10 protein-coding genes are annotated in these 13,655 nt (G+C 65.5%); 6 read left to right on the top strand and 4 right to left on the bottom strand.

What is annotated here, in order from left to right:
• Positions 1–208 precede the first annotated feature (208 nt).
• The 5 genes from NKK47_RS04725 to NKK47_RS04705 all read left to right on the top strand — a co-directional run bounded on the left by NKK47_RS04725 (position 209) and on the right by NKK47_RS04705 (position 7,181).
• The gene (locus NKK47_RS04725; RefSeq protein ID WP_352575288.1) at positions 209–763 is read left to right on the top strand and encodes a hypothetical protein; all 555 of its coding nucleotides are present in this window, start codon (positions 209–211) and stop codon (positions 761–763) included.
• A gap of 281 nt (positions 764–1,044) precedes the next feature.
• Positions 1,045–1,419, top strand: coding sequence for a hypothetical protein (locus NKK47_RS04720; RefSeq protein ID WP_352575286.1), 375 nt, complete (start codon positions 1,045–1,047; stop codon positions 1,417–1,419).
• Positions 1,420–1,846: 427 nt separating this feature from the next.
• Positions 1,847–2,470, top strand: a complete 624-nt coding sequence (locus tag NKK47_RS04715; protein ID WP_352575284.1) for a CDGSH iron-sulfur domain-containing protein — start codon at positions 1,847–1,849, stop codon at positions 2,468–2,470.
• 247 nt (positions 2,471–2,717) lie between these two features.
• Entirely contained in the window at positions 2,718–4,745 is a 2,028-nt protein-coding gene (locus tag NKK47_RS04710; protein ID WP_352575282.1) for a hydantoinase/oxoprolinase N-terminal domain-containing protein, read from the top strand.
• A 264-nt stretch (positions 4,746–5,009) separates the two neighbouring features.
• Positions 5,010–7,181, top strand: a complete 2,172-nt coding sequence (locus tag NKK47_RS04705) for a malate synthase G (protein WP_352575280.1) — start codon at positions 5,010–5,012, stop codon at positions 7,179–7,181.
• Positions 7,182–7,434: 253 nt separating this feature from the next.
• Here NKK47_RS04705 and NKK47_RS04700 read toward each other — a convergent pair whose 3' ends face one another.
• The 4 genes from NKK47_RS04700 to NKK47_RS04685 form a co-directional block, all read right to left on the bottom strand.
• Positions 7,435–8,964 carry a YifB family Mg chelatase-like AAA ATPase gene (locus NKK47_RS04700; protein ID WP_352575278.1) on the bottom strand — a complete coding sequence of 510 codons (1,530 nt, stop codon included), beginning with the start codon at positions 8,962–8,964 and terminating at the stop codon, positions 7,435–7,437.
• Between the two features lie 163 nt (positions 8,965–9,127).
• Positions 9,128–10,069, bottom strand: a complete 942-nt coding sequence (gene gshB, locus NKK47_RS04695; RefSeq protein WP_352575276.1) for a glutathione synthase — start codon at positions 10,067–10,069, stop codon at positions 9,128–9,130.
• A gap of 218 nt (positions 10,070–10,287) precedes the next feature.
• Entirely contained in the window at positions 10,288–10,662 is a 375-nt protein-coding gene (locus NKK47_RS04690; RefSeq protein ID WP_352575274.1) for a GtrA family protein, read from the bottom strand.
• Positions 10,663–10,669: 7 nt separating this feature from the next.
• Positions 10,670–11,677: a glycosyltransferase gene (locus NKK47_RS04685; protein ID WP_031212751.1), complete on the bottom strand. Its 1,008-nt coding sequence runs from the start codon at positions 11,675–11,677 to the stop codon at positions 10,670–10,672.
• 129 nt (positions 11,678–11,806) lie between these two features.
• On the opposite strand from NKK47_RS04685, the gene NKK47_RS04680 reads away from it, so the two are divergent.
• Positions 11,807–13,609: a GtrA family protein gene (locus NKK47_RS04680; RefSeq protein ID WP_352575272.1), complete on the top strand. Its 1,803-nt coding sequence runs from the start codon at positions 11,807–11,809 to the stop codon at positions 13,607–13,609.
• The last annotated feature ends 46 nt before the right edge of the window (positions 13,610–13,655 follow it).

Raw genomic sequence — 13,655 nt, 5'->3', positions numbered from 1 at the left:
CGGTTGGCGCGCACAGCGCGCCAACCCATCGATCCAGTGAATCGATGGCAGGCTTCGAAAGCGGGGGAGCTGCCGGAGGCAGCGGGCCCCCCGCCAGCGCGGCGCTGAAGGTGCATGGTGGAGATTGGGCAGAAGAGTGCGACAGGTCAGCAAGCTGGATACGCGCCGGCCATTGCGACCCTTCAGGACAGCGGACCATCATTGGAGAATGTCCCGCCTTGAAGTATCCTTGCGGCTTCGGGGGAGACATCTGCGCTCCACTCTGGACCTCGTCGCCGCGATCGGCCTCGCCATCGGCGGCGCTTTCGGACTCGCCGGCACCTTCGTCGAGAGCGCCGAACTTCGCGAAACGCTCTGGACGATCGACGGCGTGGCGCTCGTGGTGGCGACCGCGCTGTTGACGATGAAATATCAGCGCCAGGGCAATGACTGCGTGGCGGCTGGATTTTTGATCTTTCTCGCCGGCGAAAGCCTGCTGCTCTCCGGCAATGCGGCGGGGCTTGAGGCCAGCGTGCCCTCCTATGTCGGCGGTATCTCGCTTTGGGCGGCGGCGCTGGTCATGGTCAGCGCGCCGAAAACCTTCGCGCTGTGGATGCGGCTCACGGCTGTCGTGGCCGCCGTGCTGTTTGTCGTGTCGGCCGGCCTGATCCTGTGGGGGGCGCCTTTGCTGCCGACCTCGGCGCCGCTGCCTGCTGCCGGATATCCCTTTCTGGTGCTCACATTCATCGGCTGGATCTGGACGCTGCTGAAGCCCGGGCGTTGAGTCCAGTCGGACCGCCCCCTCTCCGGCCGCTTCGCGGCCACCACACCCCCACTTTGTGGGGGCGAGGAACCCAGGTGTTGTGAGGCTTCGGTGATTGGCATTCCTCGCCCCACGAAGTGGGGAGAGGTGGTTTGCGAAGCAAACCGGAGAGGGGTCTTCCTTGGCAACCTCGCGCGTCACGCGGAGCGCAAATGCGGGAATCACCTCTTCCACCCATCCCGCCGCCATGCCATGTTCCCGTCGCGGCCGGGCAGGCCGTGTCATTCCGGGGGGAAATCATCATGTCGTCTTACGCTTTCGCGCGCCGCGTCGCCGCGTCGCTGTTCATTGTCATGCTGTTTGCGCCCGTCGCGCATGCCGGCGATGTCACTTTCGAGATCAGGAACAGCCATCCGAACGCCATGCGCGTCGAGCTCTACAGCCAGGACCGCGACCATGTCTGGCCGGGCAACAATCAGGATTACTATCTCAATGACGGCGAGACCAAGGCGATCCCGCTGTCCTGCAAGGACGGCGAATCGATCTGCTACGGCGCCTGGGTCGATGGCGACGAGAATACCTATTGGGGCGTCGGCCCCGGCAATACGGAAAAGTGCGACGATTGCTGCTACACCTGCAGTGGCGGCGAGACCGAGGAAATCGATCTGGTTCCGTGACGTGGCAGATCTCCCCCCTTGAGGGGGAGATGTCGCCAAAGGCGACAGAGGGGGTCGCCGCGCATAGAGCGCCAACCTGTTCTGCAGCAGTAGGCCGAGTCCGGTCGTGCCGACCCCCTCTGGCCGCTGCGCGGCCATCTCCCCCGCGAGGGGGGAGAGGGCCGTCCCGCGAGTGCAGGCCGGCAACGGAATTTCAAAGCTGAAACAAAAAACCCGCCTCGGCAGGCGGGTCGTTGGAGCCAATTGACACCATACTCAAATTAGTAACATAGCTGCCGGCACAAAGCAAGAACAAAATGTGGTGCTGCGAGCAAAAAATGCGAATTCCCTTACCGCCGCGCCCGAGGTCGGCCCTCACGAGGGGGAGAATGCTGCCTTGACGTCGTCCTGACTGTCGCCATAGCGTAGTCCGACAGGAGACCCACCCATGGCAGTGGTCGAAGGCGAGAACATCGACATCGGCTTTTCGGGAAAACGTTGCATCCATTCGCGCAACTGCGTGCTGGGCGATCCTCGTGTCTTCGTGCCCAATGCGCCCGGCCAGTGGATCCACCCCGAGGCGGCCAGCGTCGAGAAGATCGTGGCGCTCGCCGAAGCCTGCCCGTCCGGCGCCATCACCTATGTCCGCAAGGATGGCGGGCCGCAGGAACAGCCGCCGGTGGTCAACATTGTGCGCATAAGGGAAAACGGTCCGCTTGCCATCCATGCCGAGATCGTGTTGGGCGGCGAAACGTTTTACCGCGCCACGCTCTGCCGCTGCGGCGCCTCGGAAAACAAGCCGTTCTGCGATGGCAGCCACACCAAATCGGGCTTCACCGCCACCGGCGAACCGCCGCTGAAGGATACGCCGGCGCTGGAAGTGCGGAATGGCTCGCTGACGGTGACGCCGACGACCAACGGCCCGCTCAAGCTCGAAGGCAATGTCGAAATCGTCACCGGCACAGGCCACACGGTCGACCGTACGCAACGCACCTTCCTCTGCCGCTGCGGCCACTCCGCCAACAAGCCGTTTTGTGACGGGTCGCATAAGCGCGTGGGGTTTGTCGGGTAGGCGCCGCCGCTATCTCCCTCCTTGAGGGGGAGATGTCGCCGAAGGCGACAGAGGGGGTCGGTGCGTCCTGACGCCAACGCCATCGCGGCCAGAGAATGCCGGCGCTCCACGCGAGACGACCCCCTCTGGCCTGCCGGCCATCTCCCCCTCGAGGGGGGAGATTACGCTGCCTTGGCCCAGCGCTCGTGCCTTTATCGCCCGGCCCGTATCGGCTAAGGGGCGGGGCAGCAATTCTCCGGACCCAAATATGACCGCCAAGCCCAAACCCTCACCCCTGTTCCTCGGCATCGACACTGGCGGCACCTATACCGACGCGGTGCTGTGGTCGGAAGCCGGCGGCCCCGGCGGAAAAGTGCTGGCCAAGGCCAAGGCGCTGACCACCCGCCACGACCTGGCGGTCGGCATATCGGGCGCAGTCGATGCGGTGCTGCAAAAGGCCGGCACCGACCCGACTGCGATAAAACTGGTGTCGATGTCGACGACGCTTGCCACCAATGCGCTGGTCGAGGGCCAGGGCGGCCGCGTGGCGCTGGTGATGATCGGCTTTGCCGAGGGCGACCTTGCCCGCGACGGGCTGAAGGCGGCGCTCGGCACCGACCCGGTGGTGTTCTGCCCCGGCGGCCACGATGTCCATGGCAATGCGGCAAAGCTCGATCTTTCCGGGCTGGAGGCAGCTTTGCCGGAACTGGAAAAGTCGGTGTCCGGCTTTGCCGTCTGCGCCTATTTCGCCACCCGCAACCCGGCGCATGAGCTAAGCGCGCGGAACCTGATCCGCGACAGGACCGGCCTGCCGGTCACCGCCAGCCACGAACTGTCGGCCAAGCTCGGCGGCCCGCGCCGGGCGCTGACGACATTGCTCAACGCCAGGCTGATCTCGATGATCGACCGGCTGGTCGCGGCAACCGAAGGTTTTTTGGCCGCGCGCAACATCGCCGCCCCGCTGATGGTGGTGCGCGGCGACGGCGCTTTGGTCTCGGCCGCCTTTGCCCGCCAGCGGCCGATCGAGACCATCCTGTCCGGCCCGGCTGCCAGCCTCGTCGGTGCCCGCCACATGACCGGCCTCGACGATGCTGTGGTCTCCGATATCGGCGGCACCACCACCGACGTCGCCGTGCTCGACAAGGGCCGGCCGCGGCTCGATCCGGAAGGCGCCACCGTCGGCGGTTTCCGCACCATGGTCGAGGCCGTCGCCATGCGCACTTTTGGGCTCGGCGGCGATTCCGAAGTGGCGCTGGAGGATGGCGCGCTCAGCCCGAAGATCCTGCTCGGCCCGCGCCGCCTGGTGCCGCTGGCGCTGGCCGGCTTGATGCATGGCGAGGCCGTCACATCAGAACTGGAACGCCAGCTGCGCGCGCCTAATCCCGGCCGCATGGATGGCCGCCTCGCGGTGCGCACCGGCGTGCCGGAGCGGCTTGCGGCCGGACTGACCGGCGCCGAAGCCAAGCTTTACGAGCTGATTGGTGCCGTGCCGCAGGCTCTCGACAGATTGCTGACCTCGAACGCCCAGAACGCCACCTTGAACCGGCTGGTGTCGCGCGGGCTGGTGCATGTCGCCGGCTTCACGCCGTCGGACGCCGCGCATGTGCTGGGCAGGCAGGCCAATTGGGATGCGGCCGCGGCGCGTCTGGGTGCCGAGCTGTTCGCGCGCAGGCGCGACGGCCGCGGCCAGTTCATCGCCGCCTCGCCGGAGGCGATCTCGGAACGGGTGCTGACCGCGCTGACCCGCCTGTCGGCCGAAGTCATCCTCGAGACCGCCTTCGCCGAGGACGGGCTGGATGGCGCGGCGACCGTCGCCCATGCCCTGGTCCAGCGCGCCGTCGACGCGCATCCCGGCATCGCCCGCTTGAGCGTCGCCCTCGACCGTCCGGTCATCGGCCTCGGCGCCTCGGCGCCGCTGCATTATGCCGGCCTGGCCGAGCTGGTCGGCAATGAATGCGTGGTGCCGCAGGATACCGACGTCGCCAACGCGCTTGGCGCCGTCGTCGGCCAGGTCCGGGTGTCGGCGGAGGCGCGGGTCAGCCAGCCCAAGGAAGGGCTGTTCCGCGTTGCCTCAGGTGAAAGCGTGCGCGATTTCAACGACGAAGCAGCGGCGATCGCCGCGGCGGAGAAAGATGTGCGCGCGATTGCCGCCGGGCGGGCTAAGGACGCCGGCACCGACAGCGCCGAGATCGAAATCGCCAGCGAGTTCCGCGTCTCCACCGTAGAGGGCCAGCGCATGTTCATCGAGGCGCATGTCGTGGCGGTGGCGTCGGGACGGCCAAGGATTGCGGTGTGAGCGCGTAATCTCCCCCCCGAGGGGGAGATGTCGCCGAAGGCGACAGAGGGGGTCGCCTCGCATGAAGCGCGACGCGATTTGGTGCAAAGAAGAGGTTGCACTCCACGCGAGGCGACCCCCTCTGGCCTGCCGGCCATCTCCCCCTCAAGGGGGGAGATCGGCAGCGAAAACGCCCTACCTTCACCTTAGGCCGAGTTGACCCTACAACCTTGCCATGTCAAAGGCCCGAGGCCGGCAAGCCGGCCAAGCCTTGGAGAAGCCCTGATGACCGATCGCGTCGAGATCGCCGGATTGCGGATTGCCCGCGCGCTTCATGAATTTGTCGTGAACGAGGCGCTGCCGGGCACCGGCATTGAAGCGGAGGCATTCTGGAGCGGTTTTTCGGCGATCGTCCATGATCTCTCGCCAAAAAACCGGGCGCTGCTCGAAAAGCGCGATGCCATGCAGGACAAGCTCGACCGCTGGTATCGCGACAATGGCGCGCCCGTCGACATGGAGGCCTACAAGACGTTCCTCCGCGAGATCGGCTATCTCCTGCCCGAGGGGCCGGCGTTCAGCGTGACCACCGAAAATGTCGACCCGGAAATCGCTTTGGTTGCCGGGCCGCAGCTGGTGGTGCCGGTGATGAACGCGCGTTATGCGCTGAATGCCGCCAATGCGCGCTGGGGCTCGCTGTACGATGCGCTCTACGGAACCGACGCCATCCCGGAGACGGACGGCGCCGAGCGAGGCAACAAATTCAATCCGGCGCGCGGCGCCAAGGTCGTCGCCTGGGTGAAAAGCTTCTTCGACGAGGCGGTGCCGCTCACGACAGGCAAATGGGCCGGCGTCAACGGGCTTTCGGTCGCCAATGGCATGTTGCGGCTGGGCGAGGGTGCCGGCGCCACCACGCTTGCCGACCTCAGACAGTTTGCCGGCTATCGCGGCGATGCCGCCGACCCCGAAGCCGTCCTGCTGGTCAAGAACGGCCTGCACATTGAAATCGTCATCGACCGCAACAACCAGATCGGCCGCACCGATCCGGCCGGCATTGCCGATGTCCTGCTGGAATCGGCGCTGACCACCATCCAGGACTGCGAGGATTCGGTGGCGGCCGTCGATGCCGAGGATAAGGTGCTGGTCTACCGCAACTGGCTCGGCCTGATGAAGGGCGACTTGGCGGAGGAGATCACCAAGGCCGGCAAGAGCTTTGTCCGGAGGCTCAACCCCGACCGCACCTATACCGCGCCGGATGGCGGCACGCTGACCTTGCCCGGCCGCTCGCTGATGCTGGTCAGGAATGTCGGCCACCTTATGACCAATCCGGCGATATCGGATCGCGACGGCAACGAGGTGCCGGAAGGCATTATGGATGCGGCGCTGACGGCGCTGATCGCGCTGCATGACATCGGCGTGAACGGGCGCCGCGCCAATTCTCGCGCCGGCTCGATGTACATCGTAAAGCCCAAGATGCACGGGCCCGACGAAGTTGCCTTCGCCGTCGAGATTTTCGACCGTGTCGAGGCGCTGCTCGGCGTGCCCAAAAACACCCTCAAGATGGGCATCATGGACGAGGAGCGGCGCACCACCGTCAACCTCAAGGAGGCGATCCGCGCCGCGAAAGAACGCGTCGTCTTCATCAACACCGGCTTCCTCGATCGCACCGGCGACGAGATCCACACCTCGATGGAGGCCGGCCCGATGATCCGCAAGGGCGACATGAAGCAGGCCGCCTGGATTGCCGCCTACGAAGCCTGGAACGTCGACATCGGGCTGGAATGTGGGTTGGCCGGCCACGCCCAGATCGGCAAGGGCATGTGGGCGATGCCCGACCTGATGGCGGCGATGCTGGCCGAGAAGATCGCCCATCCCAAGGCTGGCGCCAACACCGCCTGGGTGCCGTCGCCGACGGCGGCGACGCTGCACGCCACCCACTATCACAAGGTCGACGTCCATGCCGTGCAGGCGGCACTGAAGAGCCGGCCCAAGGCAAAACTCGACGACATCCTGTCGGTGCCGGTCGCGGTGCGGCCGAACTGGTCTCAGGCGGACATCCAGAAGGAACTCGACAACAACGCGCAAGGCATTCTGGGCTATGTCGTGCGCTGGATCGACCAGGGCGTCGGCTGTTCGAAAGTGCCGGACATAAACGACGTCGGCCTGATGGAGGACCGCGCCACGCTGCGCATCTCCTCGCAGCACATCGCCAACTGGCTGCATCACGGCGTCTGCACGCCCGAGCAGGTCATGGAGACGATGAAACGCATGGCGGCGATCGTCGACCGCCAGAACCAAGGCGATCCGCTCTACCGGCCGATGGCGCCGGATTTCGACAAGTCCATCGCCTTCCTCGCCGCCTGCGACCTGGTCTTCAAAGGCCGCGTGCAACCCAACGGCTACACCGAGCCAGTGCTGCACGCGCGGCGGCTGGAGCTGAAGGCGCGGGATAACGGCTGAACCGAAAGCACGATGCACGCAGGCCAAGGGTAAGCGCCGGCGTCCCCCTCCCCCTTGAGGGGAGGGTGGCCCGAAGGGCCGGGTGGGGTCGCCAATGCAGTGCGCCAACCCAATTCTGACGGTGCGCCCTAGGAGGAGCATCGCAACGCTCCGCACCTCGGCCGGTTTCGAAATGCGACAGGCCGAGCGTCTCACCGGCGACCCCAACCGGCCGCTTCGCGGCCACCCTCCCCTCGAGGGGGAGGGAAAAACGCTACGCCGCTTGTGCCATCCGTTCCGAGCTCATGCGGTAGGAAATCGCTTCGGCCAGATGGATGCGGCCGACCGTCTCGCTGGCCTCGAGATCGGCCAGGGTCCGCGCCACCTTCAGGACGCGGTGATAGGCCCGCGCGGAAAAGCCAAGCTTTTCGCTGGCGTCCCTGAGCAGAGACAGGCCGGCGGCATCGGGCATGGCGATCTCCTCGATGACTGACGGCGAGCAATGGGCGTTGGTGGTGGCGGTCGCGCCGAGCCGCTCGAAGCGCTCGCGCTGGATCGTACGGGCGCGGGCAACACGTAGTGCGACGGCGGCACTTTTCTCCGCCCGGTCCGGCCGGATCAGATCGCTGGCCGAGACCGCCGGCACCTCGATCCTGAGATCGATGCGATCGAGCAGCGGGCCGGAAATGCGCGCCTGGTAGTCGGTGCGGCAGCGATCGCCGCGTAGACAGCGATAGCCCGGCTCGCCGGCCATGCCGCAACGGCACGGGTTCATCGCCGCGACCAGTTGGATACGCGCCGGATAGGTGACGCGATGATTGGCGCGCGCGATCATGCAGTCGCCGGTCTCGAGCGGCTGGCGCAGTGCATCGAGCGCCTGCGGCGAGAATTCGGGGAACTCGTCGAGGAACAGCACGCCGTGATGGGCAAGCGAGGCCTCGCCCGGCCGCACGCGCAGACCGCCGCCGACCATCGCCGCCATCGAGGCCGAATGATGTGGCGCGCGGAACGGCCGCCGGTCGGTGAGTTTTCCTTCGCCGAGTTCGCCGGCCACCGAGGCGATCATCGAGACTTCGAGCAATTCCCTGGGCGCCAGCGGCGGCAGGATCGACGGCAGCCGCTGCGCCAGCATCGACTTTCCCGACCCCGGCGGTCCGACCATCAGAAGATTGTGGCCGCCGGCCGCCGCCACCTCCAGCGCCCGCTTGGCGGTCTCCTGGCCCTTGATGTCGGCAAGGTCGGGCAGGTCGCGCGCCGAGGCATGGATGCCGGCTTCCGGCCGCGACAGAACCTGCGTGCCGCGAAAATGATTGGCGATGGCGATCAGGCTGCGCGGCGCCAATATGTCGAAATCCTTGCCGGCCCAGGCCGCTTCCGGCCCGAAGGCGAACGGGCAGATCAAGCCCTTGCCTTCGGCATTGGCACCGATTGCCGCCGGCAGCGCGCCAGCCACCGCGGCGATGGTGCCGTCGAGCGACAATTCGCCAAGCACGACATAGCCGGCCAGCATGTCGCCCGGAATGGCGCCGAGCGCCGCCATCAGCCCGAGCGCGATCGGCAAATCGTAGTGGCTGCCTTCCTTGGGCAGGTCGGCGGGCGCCAGATTGACGGTGACCTTCTTCGACGGCATCGACAGGCCGGATGCATGAAGTGCTGCCTGCACCCGCTCGCGGCTTTCGGCTACGGCCTTGTCGGCCAGCCCGACGATGTGCATGTTGACCTTGCCCGGCGCGATCATCACCTGCACGTCGACCGGCACGGCCTCGATGCCCTGGAAAGCAACCGTGCGAACCCGCGCCACCATGTCTTCACCCCGGATGCAGGCTTTTGCCCCAAGCCTTTGCGATCATGCCGCGAACGGCGTCACCCGAGACAACCACAGATTTCCGGCGAAGGCAAGAACATTTGGGGAACAGCTGAGCGCAACGGCGGCAATGGTTTGCAACGCGGCCGCTCGCGAAGCGAGGCTAGTTGCGCTTCTCCTCCACGGCATCCCAGAACAGGCTGGCGATGTCGGCGCCGCCGAAGCGCTGCACTTCGCGTATGCCGGTCGGTGAGGTCACGTTGATCTCGGTCATGTAGTCGCCGATCACGTCGATGCCGACAAGGATGAAGCCGCGCTCCTTCAGCGCGGGGCCGATGCGGGCACAGATCTCGCGTTCGCGCACCGTCAGCTCGGTTTTTTCAGCGCGGCCGCCGACATGCATGTTGGAGCGCGAATCATGCTCGGCCGGTACCCGGTTGATGGCGCCGACCGGCTCGCCGTCGATCAGGATGATGCGCTTGTCCCCGGCCCGCACCTCTTTCAGATAGCGTTGCACGATGTAGGGTTCGCGGAACATCTGGCCGAACATTTCGAGCAGCGAGGCGAGATTGCGGTCGGCCTCGTGCAGGTGGAAGATGCCGGCGCCGCCATTGCCATAGAGCGGCTTGACGATGATGTCGCCGAACTCCTTGCGGAAGGCGGCGACCTCGAGCGGATCCTTGGTGATCAGCGTCGCCGGCATCAGGTCGGAAAATTCGGTGACGAAGATCTTTTCCGGGCTGTTGCGCACCCAGGCCGGGTCGTTGACCACCAGGGTCTTCGGATGGATGCGCTCGAGAATATGCGTGGTGGTGATGTAGTTCATGTCGAAGGGCGGATCCTGCCGCAAAAGGATGACGTCCATCTCCGAAAGATCGGTGCGGACTTCTTCGCCCAGCGAATAATGATTGCCCTTCTCGTCGCGAACCTGCATCGCCTCGATACGGGCAAACACCTTGCCGTCGCGCAGCGACAGCCGGTCGGGCGTGTAGTGGAACAGCCGGTGGCCGCGCCGCTGCGCTTCCAGCGACAGCGCAAACGACGTGTCGCCGGCTACCGACACGCTGGAGATGTGGTCCATCTGGACGGCGACTTTCAGGGGCATGGCAGCTCTCCGGCGCACTTGGAGCGATCCACTTGGACGCACAAAGTACGCTCCAACATTTTTTGAATCCATGCATCGTGCTTTCCGAAAATCGATTCCGATTTTTCGGGCCGATGCATCGACGACAGCGATATAAGGAAATCGGCGGCCTCTGCCAATCGGCCAAGGTCATGATGAGGCTGCGCTTCGCTTGGCGCAGATCCCAACGCGATGTGCCTTCAGCGGTCGAAGACCAGCTTGGAATAGCCGAGGAAGGACAGCGCCATGGCGACCAGCGAGGCGACCGCAAGGGCTATGAGCGGCGACACCATCGGCAGCGCGAACAGCATGGCGCAATAGACGAGATAATTGACGAGGCTGGTGGCAATGCCGACGCCGCCATAGCGTGCGCCCTCTTGCGCGACGCCGCGGCTGGAAGGCGAGAAGGTCAGATGGCGGTTGATCAGCCAGGTGACGGACAGGGCAAAACCGATCGAGATGATGCGGGCCGCCAAGGGCCCAAGCGGCGTTGTCGCCAGCACCAGCCAAAGCGCACCCGCGTCGGCGACGAAGCCGATGCCGCCGGCGACAATGAAGCGGGCGAGGCGTCCCATTTAGGCTCTAGGCCGCCCGCGGCGTCTTGCGCGGTCCGGCCTTCAAAGTCGCGAGCGCGCTTGCACGTTCGCGCTCGACGCGACCGGAAGGCATCGACAGATAGAAGATGCGCTTCTGCTCGGCGCGGCCGCGCGACACCGAATCGAGGATCACCCCGGTCACCGCCGCCAGCATCGACAGCAGCAGCAGCCCGACCGACAGAACCCAGGTCGGCATGCGCGGCACAAGCCCGGTTTCGGCGAACTCGATCAGCACCGGCGCCATCAGAAACAGGCTTGATGCCAGGAAGAACACCGAAAAAGCGCCGAAGAAACGCAGCGGCTGCGTCTCCTTCATCAGCATGGCGAACATCCACAGGATCTTCGCGCCGTCGCGAAAGGTCGATAGCTTCGACGAGGAGCCTTCCGGCCGGCGGCCATAGTCGAGTCCGATCTCGCTGACCGGCAATTTGAGCTGCGAGGCGTGCACCGACATTTCGGTCTCGATCTCGAAACCGCCGGAAACGGCGGGAAAACTCTTGACGAAGCGCCTGGTGAAGGCGCGGTAACCCGAGAAGATATCGGTAAAGTCCGAGCCGAACAAACGTTTGTAGAGGCTGTTGAAGATGCGGTTGCCGAAGGCGTGGCCTGTCCTGCCGGCGTCGTTGGCGACGCCGCGCCTGGTGCCCACCACCATGTCGGAGCGCTCGGTCAGCAGCGTGTTGATCAGTTGCGGCGCGTCCTCCGGCGCATAGGTGCCGTCGCCGTCGGCCATCAGGTAGATGTCAGCCTCGATGTCGGCGAACATGCGGCGTACGACATTGCCTTTGCCCTGGCGCGGCTCGCGCACCACGATGGCGCCGGCGGCGCGGGCTCGGAGCGCCGTCAGATCGCGCGAATTGTTGTCGTAGACATAGATCGCGGCGGCAGGCAGCGTTTCGCGAAAGCGCCGCACCACTTCGCCGATCGTCAGCTCCTCATTGTAGCAAGGCAGGAGCACGGCGATGCTCGGCTCATGGCGCACTTCTTGTGGCATTTTCGTCTCCAGATGCCCTGTGAGGCCCCTGACCGCTCAAGCGCCGGCCTCGCTCGGGCGGCTTTACTATTTATTGAAGCTGTTAAGGCTAGGTTTAAACCGCACCCTATTCCTTCCAAAGGTCCTGATATGAGCACAGCCGACGATGGCGCCTCCATTTGGAGGTCCGATATCGCGCTGGCGCTGCTTGCCACGTTGCTGGCACTTGCCGTCAATGCCCTTGCCGGCTTCCCGGAATTGACCAATGCCGGCGGCGACAACGACAATCTGCTGCGCCTTGTCGAAGTTCGCGACATGCTGGCCAGCCAGGGCTGGTTCGATCTGCACCAGTACAGGATGGGCCTGGAAGGCGGTTTCGTCATGCATTGGTCGCGGCTGGTCGATGCGCCGATCGCCGCCATCATCATCGCCGTATCGGCCCTGACGGGCAGCGCGGCCTTTGCCGAGAATGTTGCGCAAGTGCTGTGGCCGGCGCTGCTCTTCTGCCTGACCGCATTTTTCACGGCTCGCGCCGCGCGCAGCTTTGCCGGTGACGGCGCCGTGCTGCCGGCTGTCATCGTCGGCGCCGCCGCACTGCATTTCCTCGGCATTTTTTCGCCTGGCGCGCTCGATCACCACAATGTCCAGCTGATGCTGAGCATGGCCAGCCTGAGCCTGTTGCTTGAAGCGCCAATGCGCAGGCCGGCGGCATTGCTCTCCGGCCTGTGCGCCGGATTGATGCTGGCCGTCGGCATGGAGACCGCGCCTTATCTTGCCACCATCGGCGCCTCTGTTGCCATGCTGTTCGCCGTCGGCGCCAATGGCGAGAGGTCGATTGCCAGGGATTTCGGCCTCGGCTTTGCCGGCGTATCCGCTCTCGTCTTTGTCGCCACCATTGCGCCGTCCGCCTGGGGTCAGGCGCAATGCGACGCCTTCTCGACCGTGCAGTTCGTCGTCGCGGCGATCGCCGGAACCGGCTTTGCGGCGATAGCGTCGATCGAGCCCGCCGGCCGCACGCGCCAATGGCGTATCGCCTCGCTTGGCCTGCTTGCCCTTCTATTGGCCGCTGCAATCGTCTTTTTGTTCCCACAATGCCTGGCAGCGCCCTATGCCAACCTCGATCCGCGCCTCAAGGAGCTATGGCTTGATCACATCGACGAGGCGCAATCGCTGTTCAAGCTGCTCGCTGAAGATCCGGCCGGGGTGGTGGCGCGCTATGCCACGCCGCTCATCGCGCTCGTGCTGATGGCGCTTCGCCTTGGCCGTGGCGGCTGGCGGCGGCAGGACAGCCTTGTCGGCGCGCTGCTTGCCGTGGCCTTCATCGTCAGCGCTTGGCAGGTGCGCGGTTCGACATTCTCGATCGCCTTCGCTGTCATCCCGCTTGCCGCCTGGATTGCCAAATGGCGTCAACGGGCCGAGGCCAGCGCGTCGCGCGGTGTGGCGCTGCGCATGGCTGCCGTCTGGCTGGTTTCGGTGAATGCGGTCTGGACTGGGGCTGCCGCGGCAACCTCGGTCGCCTTCGAGGACAGCAACACCACGGCGGATAATGGCGACGGCACCGATGTCGCTTGCCAGCGCATGGCCTCCTTTGCGGCACTCGGCCGCCTGCCCGGCACCACCGTGCTGGCAATTTCCAATCTCGGATCGCCTATCCTGGCCTATTCCGGACATCACGTCTTCGCCGGGCCCTACCATCGCAACGTCGCCGGCAACCTGCTGGCGCTCGATGCCTTCCTTGGGTCCAATGCCGATGCCAGGACGGTCGTGGCGGATCATCACGTCGGCCTCGTCGCGCTGTGCCCCGGCAGCGCCGAAAGCAAGCTCCTCGCCGCCAAGGCGCCGGCAGGTTTTCTTGCCGGGTTGATGCGCGGCAGCGTGCCGGAATGGCTTGAGCCGGTTGCCGGGACCAGTGGAGCCGCCGTTGAATTGTACCGCGTCCGGCTGGGCAGCTGATCGATCGGCGGCCCGTGCGGCCTTTTGTCGGACATAAGTCCTGACA

The organism is Mesorhizobium sp. M0019 (genome assembly GCF_040323975.1).
Classification (GTDB): domain Bacteria; phylum Pseudomonadota; class Alphaproteobacteria; order Rhizobiales; family Rhizobiaceae; genus Mesorhizobium.
The sequence above is the reverse complement of the archived record's forward strand: the minus strand, read 5'-3'. Positions and strand labels throughout refer to the sequence as shown.

What these genes read in the sequence shown, in the direction of transcription:
- NKK47_RS04725 (WP_352575288.1), top strand. Translation starts at nt 209, where the DNA reads ATGTCCCGCCTTGAAGTATCCTTGCGGCTTCGGGGGAGACATCTGCGC.
- NKK47_RS04720 (WP_352575286.1), top strand. Translation starts at nt 1,045, where the DNA reads ATGTCGTCTTACGCTTTCGCGCGCCGCGTCGCCGCGTCGCTGTTCATT.
- NKK47_RS04715 (WP_352575284.1), top strand. Translation starts at nt 1,847, where the DNA reads ATGGCAGTGGTCGAAGGCGAGAACATCGACATCGGCTTTTCGGGAAAA.
- NKK47_RS04710 (WP_352575282.1), top strand. Translation starts at nt 2,718, where the DNA reads ATGACCGCCAAGCCCAAACCCTCACCCCTGTTCCTCGGCATCGACACT.
- NKK47_RS04705 (WP_352575280.1), top strand. Translation starts at nt 5,010, where the DNA reads ATGACCGATCGCGTCGAGATCGCCGGATTGCGGATTGCCCGCGCGCTT.
- NKK47_RS04700 (WP_352575278.1), bottom strand. Translation starts at nt 8,964, where the DNA reads ATGGTGGCGCGGGTTCGCACGGTTGCTTTCCAGGGCATCGAGGCCGTG.
- gshB (WP_352575276.1), bottom strand. Translation starts at nt 10,069, where the DNA reads ATGCCCCTGAAAGTCGCCGTCCAGATGGACCACATCTCCAGCGTGTCG.
- NKK47_RS04690 (WP_352575274.1), bottom strand. Translation starts at nt 10,662, where the DNA reads ATGGGACGCCTCGCCCGCTTCATTGTCGCCGGCGGCATCGGCTTCGTC.
- NKK47_RS04685 (WP_031212751.1), bottom strand. Translation starts at nt 11,677, where the DNA reads ATGCCACAAGAAGTGCGCCATGAGCCGAGCATCGCCGTGCTCCTGCCT.
- NKK47_RS04680 (WP_352575272.1), top strand. Translation starts at nt 11,807, where the DNA reads ATGAGCACAGCCGACGATGGCGCCTCCATTTGGAGGTCCGATATCGCG.